At 54.7% G+C, this 14,432-nt stretch carries 16 protein-coding genes and 1 pseudogene; 8 read left to right on the forward strand and 9 right to left on the reverse strand.

The annotated features are described in order from the left end of the window. The first annotated feature begins 5 nt into the window (after nucleotides 1–5). Nucleotides 6–1,604 (forward strand): recombinase family protein, encoded by a 1,599-nt coding sequence (locus ACOCF6_RS13730; protein ID WP_482460897.1) that lies wholly within the window; start codon nucleotides 6–8, stop codon nucleotides 1,602–1,604. Here ACOCF6_RS13730 and ACOCF6_RS13735 read toward each other — a convergent pair. From ACOCF6_RS13735 to ACOCF6_RS13745, 3 genes and pseudogenes are all read right to left on the reverse strand, one after another. Next, a pseudogene (locus tag ACOCF6_RS13735) lies at nucleotides 1,522–2,580 on the reverse strand (YifB family Mg chelatase-like AAA ATPase); the annotation flags it as partial. The gene ACOCF6_RS13730 and the pseudogene ACOCF6_RS13735 overlap by 83 nt on opposite strands. A gap of 33 nt (nucleotides 2,581–2,613) precedes the next feature. Continuing rightward, complete coding sequence (gene pgeF, locus ACOCF6_RS13740; protein WP_482460898.1) at nucleotides 2,614–3,411, reverse strand: peptidoglycan editing factor PgeF; 798 nt, start codon at nucleotides 3,409–3,411, stop codon at nucleotides 2,614–2,616. 90 nt (nucleotides 3,412–3,501) lie between these two features. Next, entirely contained in the window at nucleotides 3,502–4,110 is a 609-nt protein-coding gene (locus ACOCF6_RS13745) for a DedA family protein (RefSeq protein WP_482460899.1), read from the reverse strand. 191 nt (nucleotides 4,111–4,301) lie between these two features. Here ACOCF6_RS13745 and ACOCF6_RS13750 point away from each other — a divergent pair, with 191 nt between their 5' ends. Genes ACOCF6_RS13750 through xerC form a run of 3 tightly spaced genes read left to right on the forward strand, consistent with a single transcriptional unit; the run spans nucleotide 4,302 to nucleotide 7,479 of the window. Further along, nucleotides 4,302–6,131, forward strand: a complete 1,830-nt coding sequence (locus tag ACOCF6_RS13750) for a bifunctional homocysteine S-methyltransferase/methylenetetrahydrofolate reductase (RefSeq protein WP_482460900.1) — start codon at nucleotides 4,302–4,304, stop codon at nucleotides 6,129–6,131. Between the two features lie 4 nt (nucleotides 6,132–6,135). Continuing rightward, nucleotides 6,136–6,567: a hypothetical protein gene (locus ACOCF6_RS13755; RefSeq protein WP_482460901.1), complete on the forward strand. Its 432-nt coding sequence runs from the start codon at nucleotides 6,136–6,138 to the stop codon at nucleotides 6,565–6,567. 6 nt (nucleotides 6,568–6,573) lie between these two features. Continuing rightward, entirely contained in the window at nucleotides 6,574–7,479 is a 906-nt protein-coding gene (xerC, locus tag ACOCF6_RS13760) for a tyrosine recombinase XerC (RefSeq protein WP_482460902.1), read from the forward strand. 40 nt (nucleotides 7,480–7,519) lie between these two features. On the opposite strand, the gene ACOCF6_RS13765 is transcribed toward xerC, so the two are convergent. From ACOCF6_RS13765 to ACOCF6_RS13790, 6 genes are all read right to left on the reverse strand, one after another. Continuing rightward, complete coding sequence (locus ACOCF6_RS13765) at nucleotides 7,520–8,194, reverse strand: roadblock/LC7 domain-containing protein (RefSeq protein WP_482460903.1); 675 nt, start codon at nucleotides 8,192–8,194, stop codon at nucleotides 7,520–7,522. A gap of 13 nt (nucleotides 8,195–8,207) precedes the next feature. Next, the gene (locus ACOCF6_RS13770) at nucleotides 8,208–8,912 is read right to left on the reverse strand and encodes a DUF4388 domain-containing protein (protein ID WP_482460904.1); all 705 of its coding nucleotides are present in this window, start codon (nucleotides 8,910–8,912) and stop codon (nucleotides 8,208–8,210) included. Between the two features lie 163 nt (nucleotides 8,913–9,075). After that, nucleotides 9,076–10,671 carry an acetyl-CoA hydrolase/transferase C-terminal domain-containing protein gene (locus ACOCF6_RS13775; protein ID WP_482460905.1) on the reverse strand — a complete coding sequence of 532 codons (1,596 nt, stop codon included), beginning with the start codon at nucleotides 10,669–10,671 and terminating at the stop codon, nucleotides 9,076–9,078. Nucleotides 10,672–10,909: 238 nt separating this feature from the next. Beyond that, on the reverse strand, nucleotides 10,910–11,200 hold the full coding sequence (locus ACOCF6_RS13780) for a Dabb family protein (protein ID WP_482460906.1): 291 nt from the start codon (nucleotides 11,198–11,200) through the stop codon (nucleotides 10,910–10,912). 121 nt (nucleotides 11,201–11,321) lie between these two features. Next, the gene (locus ACOCF6_RS13785) at nucleotides 11,322–11,657 is read right to left on the reverse strand and encodes a hypothetical protein (RefSeq protein WP_482460907.1); all 336 of its coding nucleotides are present in this window, start codon (nucleotides 11,655–11,657) and stop codon (nucleotides 11,322–11,324) included. Next, entirely contained in the window at nucleotides 11,654–12,454 is an 801-nt protein-coding gene (locus tag ACOCF6_RS13790; protein WP_482460908.1) for an inositol monophosphatase family protein, read from the reverse strand. Before ACOCF6_RS13790 ends, ACOCF6_RS13785 begins: the two co-directional genes overlap by 4 nt. A 114-nt stretch (nucleotides 12,455–12,568) precedes the next feature. On the opposite strand from ACOCF6_RS13790, the gene ACOCF6_RS13795 reads away from it, so the two are divergent. From ACOCF6_RS13795 to ACOCF6_RS13810, 4 genes are all read left to right on the forward strand, one after another. After that, nucleotides 12,569–12,892, forward strand: coding sequence for a YggT family protein (locus ACOCF6_RS13795; protein ID WP_482460909.1), 324 nt, complete (start codon nucleotides 12,569–12,571; stop codon nucleotides 12,890–12,892). 19 nt (nucleotides 12,893–12,911) lie between these two features. After that, complete coding sequence (locus tag ACOCF6_RS13800; protein WP_482460910.1) at nucleotides 12,912–13,364, forward strand: DivIVA domain-containing protein; 453 nt, start codon at nucleotides 12,912–12,914, stop codon at nucleotides 13,362–13,364. Further along, on the forward strand, nucleotides 13,351–13,668 hold the full coding sequence (locus tag ACOCF6_RS13805) for a DUF167 domain-containing protein (protein WP_482460911.1): 318 nt from the start codon (nucleotides 13,351–13,353) through the stop codon (nucleotides 13,666–13,668). Before ACOCF6_RS13800 ends, ACOCF6_RS13805 begins: the two co-directional genes overlap by 14 nt. 233 nt (nucleotides 13,669–13,901) lie before the next feature. After that, nucleotides 13,902–14,423: an FKBP-type peptidyl-prolyl cis-trans isomerase gene (locus ACOCF6_RS13810; RefSeq protein WP_482460912.1), complete on the forward strand. Its 522-nt coding sequence runs from the start codon at nucleotides 13,902–13,904 to the stop codon at nucleotides 14,421–14,423. Nucleotides 14,424–14,432 lie beyond the last annotated feature (9 nt).

The raw sequence follows: 14,432 nt of genomic DNA on the forward strand, positions 1-14,432 counted from the left end.
ACGGGATGAACGTTGGGATATGGATAAGGGTATCAACAGAAGACCAGGCGCGGGGAGAATCGCCAAAGAATCATGAAGCCCGTGCTAGAATGTATGCAGAACTCAAGAGATGGAACATAGTAGACTTGTATGATCTGTCAGGCGTTTCAGGCAAGGATGTCCTTGACAATCCCGAAGCCAAGAGAATGCTTGATGATGTAGCCGCTGGTCGAATACAGGCTCTTATCTTCTCAAAACTTGCTCGCCTTGCCCGCAACACCAAACAACTCCTAGAAATCTCCGACTACTTCCAAAAGCACGACGCTGCACTCGTAAGCCTTGAAGAGAGTATTGACACGTCCTCTCCTGCCGGCAGACTCCTCTATACCGTTATCGGCGCATTGGCTCAGTGGGAGCGTGAGGAGATCTCTGCCCGTGTCGCAGCATCAATTCCTATCAGGGCAAAGTTGGGAAAGAATACTGGTGGAAAGGGGGCCTTCGGTTATCACTGGGTTGATGGAAAGATCGTTCCCAATCCGGATGAAGCTCCAGTCGTCAAAAGAGCATACCAAATATTCCTTGAAACCGGCAAGCTGCTCACCACCTGTAATCAACTCAAAGATGAAGGTCTCTATTCAAGGAGCAAGAAGGTTTACAGGCCGACATCTCTCAAGCGGCTTCTCTCGGATACAATCTACAAGGGCATACGCAGAGCCAACTACGCAAAGAGTCTTGGTAACAAGAAGAATTGGGTGCTGAAACCGGAGTCAGATTGGGTCTATACCAACGTTCAACCGCTGGTGTCGGAAGAGGACTGGGACGCAGCGAATAAAATCTTTGAGGAGACTGCTCGACGATACACATCATTCAAATCGGTTCCAAAGGTTGGAAGGTTTTTGTTTTCAGGAATATTGAAATGCCAGTGCGGAGAAAAACTGTACGTTGCTCCATATCCGTCGATGAAGATTCCCCGTTATGCTTGCAAGAAATGTGGAATGAGAATCAACGAGGACATCATCGAGGAGAACTTCCAGAATGCCTTGAAGGAGGTGGTTGTCGCACCTGAACAGCTTGGTGCCAACGAAGATCTGGAAAATGAATTGGTGGAAAAGCAGGAGAGGCTTGAACTGCTGAAGAAAGAGCAGAAGGAAGTAAACGGGAAAGTTGATGTTTTAATCGACTTGTACGGTAAGCAGGTTCTTGATCAAAACGGGTTCAAAGAAAGATATGATCCGATCAAGACCAGGCTTGACAACATTACCCTGGAGATCCCCCGTCTGCAGGCAGAGATTGATTTCATCAAAACAAATGAGATTGGCAAGTCGTATGTAATCGAGAGAGCAACTACGCTGGCGTCACTGTGGCCATCGTTGAGTTATGAGGCTAGGCAGCAAGTCGTGAAAGAACTTGTCGAGAGGATTGATGTCGGCGAGGATTCCCTTCATTTTGTCTTCTTTTATATCCCTTCGTTCGCGCCAGTAGAGAAAGGTTCACACATCTCCAGGGGTTCATGGCCGCCACCAGCATCAGCCGCGACGGGTAGGTCAGGGAAACTAGCGAGCGGGAGATGGTCACGCGTCCGTCTTCCAGCGGCTGCCGCAGCACCTCCAGAACATTTTTCTTGAACTCGGGCAGTTCATCCAGGAACAGGACACCGTTGTGGGCCAGGGAGACCTCGCCCGGTTTGGGGGTGCTGCCGCCGCCGATCAGTCCCACATCCGAGATCGTGTGGTGCGGTGAGCGGAACGGTCTGACCGCCAGCAGGGCGCGATCCTTATCCAGCATGCCGCTGACACTGAAAATCTTGGTGGTTTCAATGGCCTCTTCGAAGGACATGCGTGGCAGGATGGTGGGGATGCGCCGGGCCAGCATGGTCTTGCCCGAGCCGGGCGGGCCGATCATGATCAGGTTGTGGCCTCCGCTGGCTGCCACTTCCATGGCGCGTTTGGCGTGTTCCTGTCCCTTGACCTCGCTGAAATCCTCGCCATACTCACAGCTGCTGGTAAAAAGCTCCTGGAGATTTATACGGCACGGATCAATGCCTTCGCGGCCGCTCAAGAACTCCACGACCTGGGAGAGGGTCGTGGCGCCGATGATCTCGAGTCCCTCGACCACTGCGGCTTCGGGGGCGTTTTCAAGCGGCAGGATAATCCCTTTCAACCCGGCCCGTTTGGCGGCTACGGCCATGGAGAGGGCGCCCCGGATCGCCTTGAGACCGCCATCCAGGGAGAGTTCTCCCAGCAGGCTGTACTGCTGCAGGAGTGTCGGTTTGATAACACCGGTGGCAGCCAGGATGCCGATGGAGATCGGCAGGTCATAGGCCGCGCCTTCTTTCTTGATGTCGGCCGGGGCCAGGTTGGCGGTGATTCGGCGGGCCGGGAAATCGTAGCCCGAGTTCTTGAGCGCTGCCCGGACCCGGTCCTTGCTCTCCTTGACTGCGCCGTCCGGCAGACCCACCGTGGCAAAGGCCGGCAGTCCCGGGGCCAGGTCAACCTCTACATCCACCAGGATAGCGTCGATTCCGATCAGTGCGCTGCTGAGAACCTTTGCGAGCACTTTTAACCCCCAATTTTGAATTATGAAGGTATGATTTAAAGTCATTCATAACTCATAATTCTGACTTCATAATTGCAGTTAAGGTTTCAGCATGATGAAGCCCATCTGCCGCCCGGTTTCGCCACCATCCCGGCGATACGAAAAAAAACGCTCGCGCTGGCAGCTGACACACATACCCGACACCTGGATCGCGCTGTCCGGTACCCCGGCCAAGAGGAGCAGCTCACGGTTGGCGGCGGCCAGATCAAGCTGCCATTTTCCCGCGCCGCTTGGCTCGGCGCAGACCTCCCACGGAATCTGGCTCTGGGCAAAGGCCTGTCTGACCGGCGCGTCCACCTCATAGCAGCACTTGGAGATGCAGGGGCCGATCGCAGCCTGCAGCGTCCCGGGATTGCAATTGAACAGGGATCGCATCCCGGCCACAGTCTTGGAAACCAGACCCGCTGCGGTGCCCTGCCAGCCGGCATGCACCGCGGCGATGACCCGCTTCTCCGGGTCCAGCAGCAGGATCGGGGCACAGTCGGCCACGCAGACTCCGATCATGACGCCGGACTGGTTGGTGATGATGGCATCGCTTTCCAGTGTCAGGAAGTGGGAGTAATCCTCGTTTGGTTCGTCGATTACCAGGATGTCGCTGCCATGCACCTGACGTACGGTGACCAGCGCTTCCTGGGCGATACCGAAGGCGCGCGTCAGCAGGCTGCGGTTGCCCTCTACATTGTGTAGCTGGTCCTGAGTGGTGGTTCCAAGGTTGAGCGAATTGTAGGGCGGTCGTGAAACCCCCTCATGGCGGGTGGTGAAACCCTGTACCGAACAGGCCGGCTCGCTGAATTCAGTGGCAATATAATGGATTTGATTGATGCGCTTCATCTGCATAATACGTTCTCCTCTGCCGATTGGCAGATTGTAATCAGTTGGAAGTTGTTTCTGCTGTGAGTTAAAAATCCCTTTGCCTTCCGTAGCGCTTTACGCTTTAATACCTGCACGTCGTCGGTGCCACCAGATATAAGCGCCAATCAGGGCCAGGCTGAACAGGAAAACCCAGACCACTGCCTGGTGGGCATACTGCATGATCAGCTGTTGATTTTCGCCGATAACATAGCCGATGCCGGTCAGGATGCTGCACCAGATGCCTGCACCCAGCAGTGTGTAGATCGAGAAACGCAGGTGGTTCATGCCCGACAGGCCGGCCGGGATGGAGATGAGATGGCGTACCACCGGCAGCAGCCGACCGACAAAGGTGGAGATCTCACCATGCTGCAGAAAGAAGCGCTCCACCCGTTCAAACTTTTCCGGCGGGATCAGTACATAGCGGCCATATTTAATGATCAGCGGTCGCCCCAGGTAGTGGGAGGCGAAGTAGTTGGCGTAGGCTCCCACCAGGCTTCCCAGTGTGCCGCACAGGATGGCGACTGCCATATTCATCTTGCCCTGAAAGGCCAGATAGCCGGCCGGCGGCATGACCAGTTCGCTGGGTACGGGGATGATGGAGCTTTCCATGGCCATCAGCAGGAAGATACCCGGGTACCCCATTGCGCCGATAGTATCGAGCAGCCACTGGACAAGTACATGCATTGAATAACTCCATTCGGGAAAATATTTCGGAAAGGTAATCTTATACCCCATATTGGGGATTCGGGCAACAGCAGATACAGTCGGCTAGCATTGAGTTGGGATGTCGTTTTCTGACTTTTAGCGGGTATTGGGCAGGGCCACAGGGATTACATCAGCCAGAACGGTTCGATACTCTATCACCACAGGACACCATGAACATACTTGACAGGCTGAAAATCGAAATTCTGACCGGTGACGGTGCCGTCGGCACCATGCTGTATGCCAAAGGGGTCAGTCTTGACAGCAATTTTGAACACCTGAACCTCGTGCGGCCTGACCTCGTGCTGGAGCTGGCATGCGAATACGTTGCTGCCGGCGCCCAGGTGATCGAGACCAATACCTTTGGCGCCAACCTCACCAAGTTGGCGGCTATTGGTCTCGGGCACAAGGTGGCCGAGATCAACACCGCCGGCGCCCGTATTGCCCGCCAAGCGGCCGGACAGGGGCAAGATATTCTGGTGGCCGGCTCGGTTGGCCCGCTGATACGGGTCAAGGGTGACGAGCGCGAATTGACCGCAGCTGAGATGGTGGACGAATTTGGCGTCCAGTGCAGGGCTCTGGCAGGGGGGGGCGTTGATTTTTTTCTGCTGGAAACCTTTGGGGCGTTGCCGCAGTTGATTGCTGCAGTGCGGGCCGCCCGCTCCACCGGTCTGCCGGTCTGTGCCTCGATGGCTTTTCTGGAAGGGGGCCGCAGTGGTGACGGCACCTCGGTAGAGGCATTCTGTGTTGCCATGGAACAGGCCGGTGCCGATGTGATCGGAGCCAACTGCGGTGCCGGCCCGCTGGAACTGGTCAAGGTGGTGCGGAGGCTTGCAGGCTTGACGCAGAAGCCGATTGCCGCCTATGCCAACAGCGGTTTCCCCGAATATCACGACGGCCGCTACATCTACCGCACCACCCCCGATTATTTTGCTGCCATGGCCGGGGAGATGGCCGAGGTGGGCGCCAACCTGATCGGCGGATGCTGCGGCACCACCCCCGAGCACATCGCTGCCATGGCCGGGGCTTTGACGGGACGTTTGCCGGTTCCGCGCACTCCGTCGGCTTCCGTCAGTGTTACGATAAACGCCGGAGAGGAACCCGCCGGGCGGACTTCGTTTCTGGACGCCTGGGGTCGCCGCAAGGTCATAACAGTTGAACTTGACCCTCCCAAAGGCATGGAGTGCAGCAGGATTCTGGAAGGCAGCCGGCGTCTGAAAGAAGCCGGTGTAGATGCTATCAACCTGGCCGAGAATCCGCTGGCCCGCCCCCGCATGGGTAATATCGCCCTGGGCAGTCTGATCCAGCGCGAGGTGGGTATCGAGGTGATCATCCATGTTACCGGCCGCGACCGCAACCTGATCGGCATGCAGTCCGACCTAATGGGCGCCAGTCTGCTGGGACTCCGCTCGGTTCTGGCGGTGACCGGGGATCCGGCCACCATGGGGGATCATGCCGGGGCAAAGTCGGTGTTCGACCTGCATTCATTCACGCTGATCAAGCTGTTGTCCGACCTGAACCGCGGGGTCAACGCCATCGGCAATCCCATCGGCAGCGGCACCGGTTTCACGATCGGCGCGGCTTTCAACCCCAATACCAAAAATACAGCCATGCAGGCCGAACGCCTGCGGAAAAAGGTTGCCAATGGCGCTGTCTTCGCCCAGAGTCAGCCGATCTATGATCCGGCCTTGTTTTTTGAGTCTCTTGATCTGACCCGCGACTGCGGCATCCCGCTGCTGCCCGGGGTCATGCCACTGGTCAGCGAACGCAATGCCGAGTATCTGCACAATGAGGTGCCGGGCATCTCTGTCCCTGACGAAATCCGTGCCCGGATGAAAGGGCTGGAAAAAGAGGCCGGCATGCGTGAGGGGCTGATAATTGCAAAGGAGTTTATTGCTGCGACCTTTCATGCGGCCGGCGGATATTATCTGATTCCCCCCTTTGGGAAATACGAATTGGCGCTTGAATTGATCGATTACATTCACGTACTTGAAAGGAAGTGACTCAATGAAACGATGCTGTCGGTACGTGATGATTTTCATGCTCCTGATGCTGTGCTCGTGCGCATATGCACTGCAGGCCAAACATGCCAACATCCGCGAGGAGTTTGAGAAGAGCATGAAGGGCTACAACAAGATGCTGCGCTGGCGTGATATAGAAAGCGCCGGCATGGTCTATCTGGACCCGGAGTTGCGGGACGCCTTCATGAAGAGCGCCGAGGAGATCAAGAAGCGGGGGGTTACCATCACCGATTACCGCATCCTGACCTCGGAATGCCTGCCGGAGAAGGGTACCGGCGAGGTGGTGGCTGATTTCGACTACTACGCGCTGCCGTCCAATCGCATCAAGACCCTGACCTATCGTCAAAAGTGGACCTACCTCGATACCGAAGACAAGAAGGGCTGGCAGCTGAAGAGCAACCTGCCGCTGTTCGAATAAACGGCAATGGAAGCGCTTTCACGACAGATAACAGAATTCTGCAGTTATCTTGATACGGAGCGCAATGTGTCGCCGCATACCCTGGAAGCGTATCGCCGGGATCTGGAACAGCTGGCGGCCTTTGTACTCCGTGAAAAAGGCGAGGCGGCCTCGGCCGCAGATGTTGACCATCTGCTGTTGCGGCGCTACCTGGCGCTCTTGGGCAAGAGTAACAAGAAGAGTTCCATCGGGCGCAAGCTTGCCGCGATGCGGAGTTTGTTCAGGTATCTTCTGCGCTGCGGGGTCATCATAAAGAACCCGGCTGAACTGATCGCTACGCCCAAAAAGGAAAACCGGCTGCCGTTTCATCTTGATATCGATCAGGTAACGGCCTTGGTCGAAGCCCCGGCTGACGATCAAAAATACGCCCTGCGCGATCGTGCTATCCTGGAGCTGCTCTACTCTTGCGGCTTGCGAGTATCCGAACTGACCGGACTCAACATCGGTGAACTTGATTTGTCCGGCGGGATGGTGCGGGTGATGGGCAAGGGGGGCAAGGAGCGGATCGTACCGGTCGGCAGCCGTGCCATCATGGCTGTCAGCCTGTACCTGGAGGATCGCGGAGAACGGGCCGGTAGCGGGGCGCTGTTTCTGAATACCCGCGGTCATCGCATCAACCGCCGCAGCGTGGCCCGGATTGTCGATGATCACGTGCTGCGCATTGCGGCCTTCAAACGCATCTCTCCCCATATCCTGCGGCACACCTTTGCGACCCATATGCTGGAGGGAGGAGCAGATCTGCGCGCTATTCAGGAACTGCTCGGCCACGCGTCACTTTCCACCACCCAGAAGTACACCCACGTCGGTATCGACCGCCTGATGGAGGTCTACGACAAGGCCCATCCCAAGGCGCATACAAAAAAAGAGGGGTGAGTTGCCTCATCCCTCTTTGATCTTGCCTGCTATATGCAGGCTATGCCAATTGTACCTCGATCTTTTCCCCTTCACTGACCTTGAGTTTTTTCTCAATGCCCGGTCCGACGATGATCGTACCGTCAAACTGCTGATCAATGTCTTTCATGACCATTACCGGAAAGGTACCGCTTGTTCCGGCAGCCGTATTGGTGAGAACAAGTTTTTTAAAGGGCGATTTGTAGAAATCGCTGATGAAGCTTGAGGTTGGCTGGCTGATGGCGATCATGCCGAGGGAGTCGAAGCTGCTGCTGGCATCCCGGTTGGCCAGATGGCTGATCTTCAGGCTGAGCACTCCGCTGTTGGTGCTTTCATCCGCAATACTGCCCGGTTCGTCTTCCTTCGGCAGCAATGACTCAAGTTTTTTTACCGCCAGGTTGAGGGTTATGATCAGGACCTGCAGGTTGATATTCTTGGCGCAGAGCAGGCAGAGCATCGCACCCGGGAAGGATTTTATGATGATGCGTCCTTCGGCGTAACGCAGATCAAGAACTTCCAGTGTTTGAGCGATCTGCAGCCCGTGGATGCACTCCAGCGTCAGTTCCGCTGCTTTCTTAAGGGCATCAGCATCAATCAGGGGAGGAAAGGCATGGCTTAATACCGCTCCCTTTTCGTTGAATACGGCGCTGCCCATGACACCTTCTACACTATTTATGTGACGCAGGATGTCCTGCATAGGGTCCATCCTCCTACTTTCCTGGGATCAGGGCCGACTTGATTTCGTTTTCCATACTGTCAAGGTTGCAGTCGGGCTTGACGGCGATGCTCAGGTAATGTTGCTTGGAGTCATACATCAGCAGATGGTAATTACTGGTTTGTACGGCTGTGGCCTTGATGTCGCCTAGTCCCATGAGATCGCCAAGCTGGTTGCCGGTTGTGGCCAGAAAGAAACCCTTGGATGCCAGAGCGGTAGCCTCAATGCTCGTATCCTGGAGTGGGGTGCCGTCTTTCTCCAGCAGGACAGCATAGGTAATACCGTTGATCTGTTGCAGTCGCGCAGCAATCTTGCTCATTGTACGGCGCGGTGTAACCGAGGGCCCTTTGCCGCTTCCCGGGTCTACCCCTGCCATGCGTTCTTCATCCAGTCGGCGCAGTGCCTCAAGGAGTAAAAAATCGGTACGATAGTGGATGGTGCAGACGTTGGAGGTCATTTCAGGGTGGATATTGAAGTTGCCGCCCGGCCACTTGATGATCTGGTAGATAGCTTCTTCACCGGTTTCGTTGCCTTGGACGGCATGGATGATCTCGCCGTCAACAAAGTAGATGACACCCTCGTTGCCGCCGTAGGTGACGGTGATGCAGCCGGAATATTTGTTGTGTCCTTTGAGCTGGATGACATCAGTGAGCGAAAGTCCCGCCACTGCACCCTGGAAGCCGTTTACGTTTTCAGCCATGTGTGCCAGCCTGATAATGGGATGTGTATTCCCGCTTCTGTATACAAAGCATGCTATTTAAAACATACCTGCACGATAAGTTCAAGTACGAAATAAAAACCTGCATTGAAAAAGCCCCACCGGATTTCCGGTGGGGCAGGTTTTGTACGCTTGTAGCAGAAAATTATTCGCAGAGATCGAGTTTGATGTCCCAGTTTTTGATCTTCATGGTGCCGTTTCTCTCAAGGTTGAGGTGCATCTTGAAGGCGCGATCCCACAGCTGCGGCTCATGGGCAACCTTACGGCGGAGGCACTCAGCCAGAGCCATCTCATAGTACTCGGTCAGGATCGGCTTGTATTCAGGGTGGGCGCACTTCTCGATGATAACCTTGGCGCGGTCACGCGGGCAGAGACCGCGAAGGTCGGCTAGGCCCTGCTCAGTGATGACGACGTCAAGGTCGTGCTCCGTGTGGTCGATATGTGAACAGTGCGGTACCACGCAGGAGATGCCGGTCGGATCGGTCTTGGATGGCCGGCTCGATGGTGTATGCATCATCTTCAGGAAGCCGTTGCGCAGGAAGTCGCCGGAACCGCCCAGGCCGTTAATCATGCGTGTACCGCCGACCAGGGTCGAGTTGGCATGGGCATACATGTCGATCTCAACCGGGGTGTTCATGGCAATACAGCCGAGACGACGGATCGGCTCCGGTGCATTGGAGATGGAGAGCGGACGCAGGGTAATCTTGTCAAAGTACTTGTCCATGTTCTCGAAGAACTTCGGGAAGCCCGGTGAAGCCGAGAGCGACAGCGAGCAGGATGAGGCGCTGTCCAGTTTACCTGAGTCAAACAGGTCGAGCATGGTATCCTGAAGAACTTCGGTATAAACCGACAGGTTGTAGAAGGGGCCCTTGGCCAGGCCGCCGATGACAGCATTGGCGATGGAACCGACACCGGACTGGATTGGCAGCAGGTTGTCCGGCAAACGTCCGGCCTTTACTTCGTGGGTGAAGAATTCGATGATATGGTTGGCAATGGCTTCCGATGTATCGTCCTGCTCGGCGAAGGCGCGACCCTGGTCACGGAGTTTAGACTCGACCACGGCGATGATTTTTTTCGGATCGCAGGGGATCGAGGTGGAACCGATGCGTGAGCCGGCCTTGGTGATGTTGAATACCTGGCGGTTGGGAGGGGTGCCGGGGGAAACCAGGTCATGGATGCCTTCAAAGGAAGGTTGGCCGGTGTTGACCTCAATGATGATTCTGTCGCACATCATCAGGATCTCGGGGATTACTCCGCAGGATGAGGTTGGTACCAGGCTGCCGTCTTCGGTAATTGCGGATACTTCGATGATAGCCAGGTCAAGCTTGCCGCTCTCCGAGTCCTTGGTGTAGAAACCGTAACCCAGGTCCTGTGCAAACAGTGAGAGGTGCTTGTCGCCCATGCGGATGCGGCCTTCATTGATGCCGGCGGCAATGTTTTTTCCGGTCTGGTATGGCCAGCGACGGTCAATCATGTCATTGGCTGCCCAGCGGTCTTCTGTCTCTGCGCCAACCGAGGCGCCGATGAACAGATTGAATTTCCATTTGCCCTGAAGATTGTTCTTTTCAACGTGTTCTGCAACGGCAATAGGAACGACTTTAGGATAACCGGCCGGGGTAAAGCCGGACCAACCCAGGTTCATGCCCGGTTTGAAGAACTGGACCGTTTCTTCTGCGGTCATGACTTTGCTCAAAAGTGACTTGTGGCGTACGCGGTCTTGCAGTGTACCGTAATCTGACATTTCCTACCTCCATGTTTGTATTTGCTGTCTACAGGCTCGAATGTACGTCCTGAAACTCTTGAAAAAGCTATGGTGGACTAATGGGGAAAAACAGAATAAAAATAACTAGTTACGGTGTATACAAATTCATTGAATCAAAGTAGAACCGGATTTTACCCATCCGGTAATGCTTAGTCAAGTTAAAAGTATACACTATCTGCATGCCGCTGCACTGAATCAGATCCTCACTGCCTTAAGTTCAGCTTTCATAGTCCACGGCCACGATGGAGGCACAGACCGATTTCATATGAGGTATAACTTCTCCGGCATGGTAGGGATGGACCTGATACTCCTGGAGGTCTTGAAGCGAGTCAAACTTTGTGATGAGGGCGATATCGTAGGATCGTTCGGAACGGATGACATCAATACCAGCTTCCAGATGACGCAGCTGAGCGATTTTCCCGTGCATGCTGAGAAGCTTGTCACGTGTTGCAGATAGATTCTCAGCCGTTGGATCAGCTAATTTGAACAGAACGATGTGTGTAATCATGGTTGCATTTCTCCTTGACTAAAAGTGTTATAAATCAGCCGTGCTATGTCTACTCAAACCCGGTTCCTATATGTAGAGCTGCAGTTTGTATGAATGCTGGTGCTGGTGTCCGGATACCGGTCTACCTGCTTGCTGCTGGTTCATCATTGCTGCGAAATGCAATCAGATCGGCAATCGAGTACACCCAGAGCAGGGCAAATCCGGCCAATAATCCCCGGCCGAAACCTGTAACCCCCTGAAGCGCAGACAGGACATCTTGGGAACTGAACGTACCGGATACCACCTTGGATGCAATCACGGGAGCCAGTCCCTTCAACAGTACAAACAGTGTCAGCAGCAGGAGCAGGTTGACCAGCAGGATAATGACAATTCCCCGGGCCTTGCGTCCCAGATAGAGCTGACCCAGTCCGGGCAGTACCAGTGCGCTCAACAGCACGGCGGTTATCTTACGTTTCATGCCGCACCTCCAAGGTCAGGGGATGCCAGCAAGGCGATCATCTCATCGTGGATCAGGCCGTTACTGGCCACAATGCGGTGCGAATAAATTCCGTAAGGCGAGCCGTCATAGCTGGATATGCTTCCGCCCGCCTCGCGTACCATCAGGACGCCTGCTGCCACATCCCATGGTTTCAGTTTTAATTCCCAGAAGCCATCCAGTCGTCCGGCAGCAACATATGCCAGGTCAAGGGCCGCCGCCCCGGCGCGACGGATGCCGCGTGCCGTTTTTTGAAAACAGATGAAATGTGCAAAATTATTGGCAGGGTCGCTGGCGCAATCGTAGGGAAAACCGGTTCCCAGCAGGGTGCTCCGCAACGGTGAGCGGGATGATACGTGCATTCGTCGGCCGTTAATAAACGCTCCGCCCCCGCGGATGGCAGTAAAGAGTTCACCATGCATCGGGTTGTAAATTACTCCTGCCACGATTTCCCCCGCGTGCTCCAGGCCGATAGAAACACAGAACCAGGGGAAGCTGTGGGCGAAGTTCGTGGTGCCGTCAAGTGGGTCAATGATCCAGCGGAAGGGGGAGCTTCCCTGTGGATATTCACTTTCCTCGGCGATGATGTTGTAATCGGGGAACGCCGAGAGCAGGTGCGTGACGATCAGCCGTTCTGATTCCCGGTCAACCTCAGTCACCAGATCCTTGTCACCCTTCATATCGATTTGCAGAGATGAGGCGAAACGGTGGCGCTGATAGCTGCCTGCCAGATGTGCCGCTTCGACTGCGATTTCTAGCTGTCTGCAATAATTGTTCATGATGGACCGTTTATAGCAGACCGCCGTGCTGAAGGCAATCTTTCTGCTTTGACATTATGAGAGCTTTAGGGCATATATCACATGTTTATTCATTTGGGGCAAGGGAGCAGTATCGTGGTTCTTCTGGGTAACATAGTTCTGGCTCTGGCCAAGATAGTCGAATTGGCCGACGGACTGCTGACGGTCTACAAGTACATTCTGCTGGCAAGTGTGATTATTTCATGGGTCAATGCCGATCCCTATAATCCGATAGTCAATTTTATCTACCGTGCGACGGAACCGCTTTTACAAAGGATCAGGCGCCATATGCCCGATACCGGAGCGCTCGATCTTTCACCATTGGTGGCGTTTGCCCTTATCTACGTCCTGCAGATCGTTGTATTCAATACCGCGTATGAATACCTAATGACTACAAGTATGGCGCTGAAGTTGCGCTGAATATGAAAGGTTCCACTCTATGAAAATCACCCCGCTTGATATCCAGCAGCAGCAGTTCAAAGGCAAGATGTTCGGCGGCCTGGATCAGGAAGATGTCGATGCGTTTCTGCAGAGTGTGGCCGCCGAGATGGAGAACCTGATCAGGGAGAATAGCGAGCTGAAAGAACAGCAGTCCCGCCAGAGCCGAGAGATGTTCGACATCGCCGAAAGGGAAAAAGAGCTGCGCGAGGTAATGCTGGCCGCGCAACGCATTACCGAAGACATGAAAAACAACGCCCGTAAGGAAGCCGATCTGATCATCTCTGAAGCCGAACTCAAGGCCGAGCGAATCGTGGCCGATTCCGAACGCCAACTGGGTGAACTCAAGGCCAGGATTGAAGATGTTCGCCGCCAGAAGATCCAGTTCGAGATGAGTTTAAAGTCTCTTCTGGACAGCTTTGCCCGCCAGCTATCCGGCGATGAGCCGGCCTGATCACGCTCTTTGTGTCGTCAGCAGTGACGGCATAGTACTCTCCCTTCACATCCAGCCCCGCGCGTCGAAAAACGAGGTATGCGGTGTGCAGGACCAAGCGTTGAAAATCCGGCTTACCTCTCCGCCGGTGGATGGAGCCGCCAACAAGCTTTGCCGCGAGTTCCTGGCCGGGCTGTTCAAGGTGCCGAAATCGGCGGTTGAAATTATATCGGGTGAGACATCGCGCCATAAGCGGGTCAGAATATCCGGCAGCGACATTGCCCGGCTTACACAAATTGTTGATAGCATCATCCAGCCCGGATAAACCGGATAAGTGCGTTAACAAATTTATTTTCATGCCTGCCCCAAAAACGGAATAAGTACGATCACGAAATTTTCTGCAAAAAATTCTATCGTACTAAAAGCGCAGAAAATAATTTTGTAACTTACTAATAGTCCTGCTTTACCCCCATTATCGGCCCTTGCTGATTCCATTCATACACTACTCCCGGAAACATCTGTCGGCAGGCTGAAATACACCACGAAAGGAACTACCACATGGCACAGGCAAAAAACGGCGACAAAGTCCGGGTTCACTACACCGGCACGCTGGCGGACGGCAGCATATTCGATTCATCGGAAGAAACAGAGGCCGGATGCGGAGACGATTGCGGAGATGACTGCAACGACCATGATAAAGAGTGCGAGGACCACGAATGTGGTTGTGGCGGCAACGCCGGTGGACCGATGGAATTTGTTATCGGCCAGGGCAATCTGATTCCGAAATTTGAATCTGCGGTTATCGGTCTTGAGCCGGGGCAGAGCATCAAGGTCACAATTCCGGCTGATGATGCTTACGGACAGCGCGCCGAGGAGATGGTGGCTGTTATTGAGCGCAGCGAGATCCCCGCTGAGATGAAACCGCAGGTTGGCGACCACCTGGAGGTTGTCATGCAGGATGGTTCACCAATGCCGGTGCTGGTAACCGAAGTCACCGAAACCGCGATTACGCTGGATGCCAACCATCCTCTGGCCGGCATGGATCTGACCTTCGACATCAGGCTGGTAGAGATCCTATAGCCTTTACCT

The sequence above is a fragment of the Geobacter psychrophilus genome (assembly GCF_056821595.1).

Bases quoted from the DNA above. Each gene is read 5' to 3' on its own strand.
- ACOCF6_RS13750 (WP_482460900.1), top strand. From the start codon at position 4,302: ATGAACATACTTGACAGGCTGAAAATCGAAATTCTGACCGGTGACGGT.
- ACOCF6_RS13745 (WP_482460899.1), bottom strand. From the start codon at position 4,110: ATGCATGTACTTGTCCAGTGGCTGCTCGATACTATCGGCGCAATGGGG.
- ACOCF6_RS13775 (WP_482460905.1), bottom strand. From the start codon at position 10,671: ATGTCAGATTACGGTACACTGCAAGACCGCGTACGCCACAAGTCACTT.
- ACOCF6_RS13730 (WP_482460897.1), top strand. From the start codon at position 6: ATGAACGTTGGGATATGGATAAGGGTATCAACAGAAGACCAGGCGCGG.
- ACOCF6_RS13770 (WP_482460904.1), bottom strand. From the start codon at position 8,912: ATGGCTGAAAACGTAAACGGCTTCCAGGGTGCAGTGGCGGGACTTTCG.
- xerC (WP_482460902.1), top strand. From the start codon at position 6,574: ATGGAAGCGCTTTCACGACAGATAACAGAATTCTGCAGTTATCTTGAT.
- ACOCF6_RS13765 (WP_482460903.1), bottom strand. From the start codon at position 8,194: ATGCAGGACATCCTGCGTCACATAAATAGTGTAGAAGGTGTCATGGGC.
- ACOCF6_RS13780 (WP_482460906.1), bottom strand. From the start codon at position 11,200: ATGATTACACACATCGTTCTGTTCAAATTAGCTGATCCAACGGCTGAG.
- ACOCF6_RS13755 (WP_482460901.1), top strand. From the start codon at position 6,136: ATGAAACGATGCTGTCGGTACGTGATGATTTTCATGCTCCTGATGCTG.
- pgeF (WP_482460898.1), bottom strand. From the start codon at position 3,411: ATGCAGATGAAGCGCATCAATCAAATCCATTATATTGCCACTGAATTC.
- ACOCF6_RS13785 (WP_482460907.1), bottom strand. From the start codon at position 11,657: ATGAAACGTAAGATAACCGCCGTGCTGTTGAGCGCACTGGTACTGCCC.
- ACOCF6_RS13800 (WP_482460910.1), top strand. From the start codon at position 12,912: ATGAAAATCACCCCGCTTGATATCCAGCAGCAGCAGTTCAAAGGCAAG.
- ACOCF6_RS13790 (WP_482460908.1), bottom strand. From the start codon at position 12,454: ATGAACAATTATTGCAGACAGCTAGAAATCGCAGTCGAAGCGGCACAT.
- ACOCF6_RS13805 (WP_482460911.1), top strand. From the start codon at position 13,351: ATGAGCCGGCCTGATCACGCTCTTTGTGTCGTCAGCAGTGACGGCATA.
- ACOCF6_RS13810 (WP_482460912.1), top strand. From the start codon at position 13,902: ATGGCACAGGCAAAAAACGGCGACAAAGTCCGGGTTCACTACACCGGC.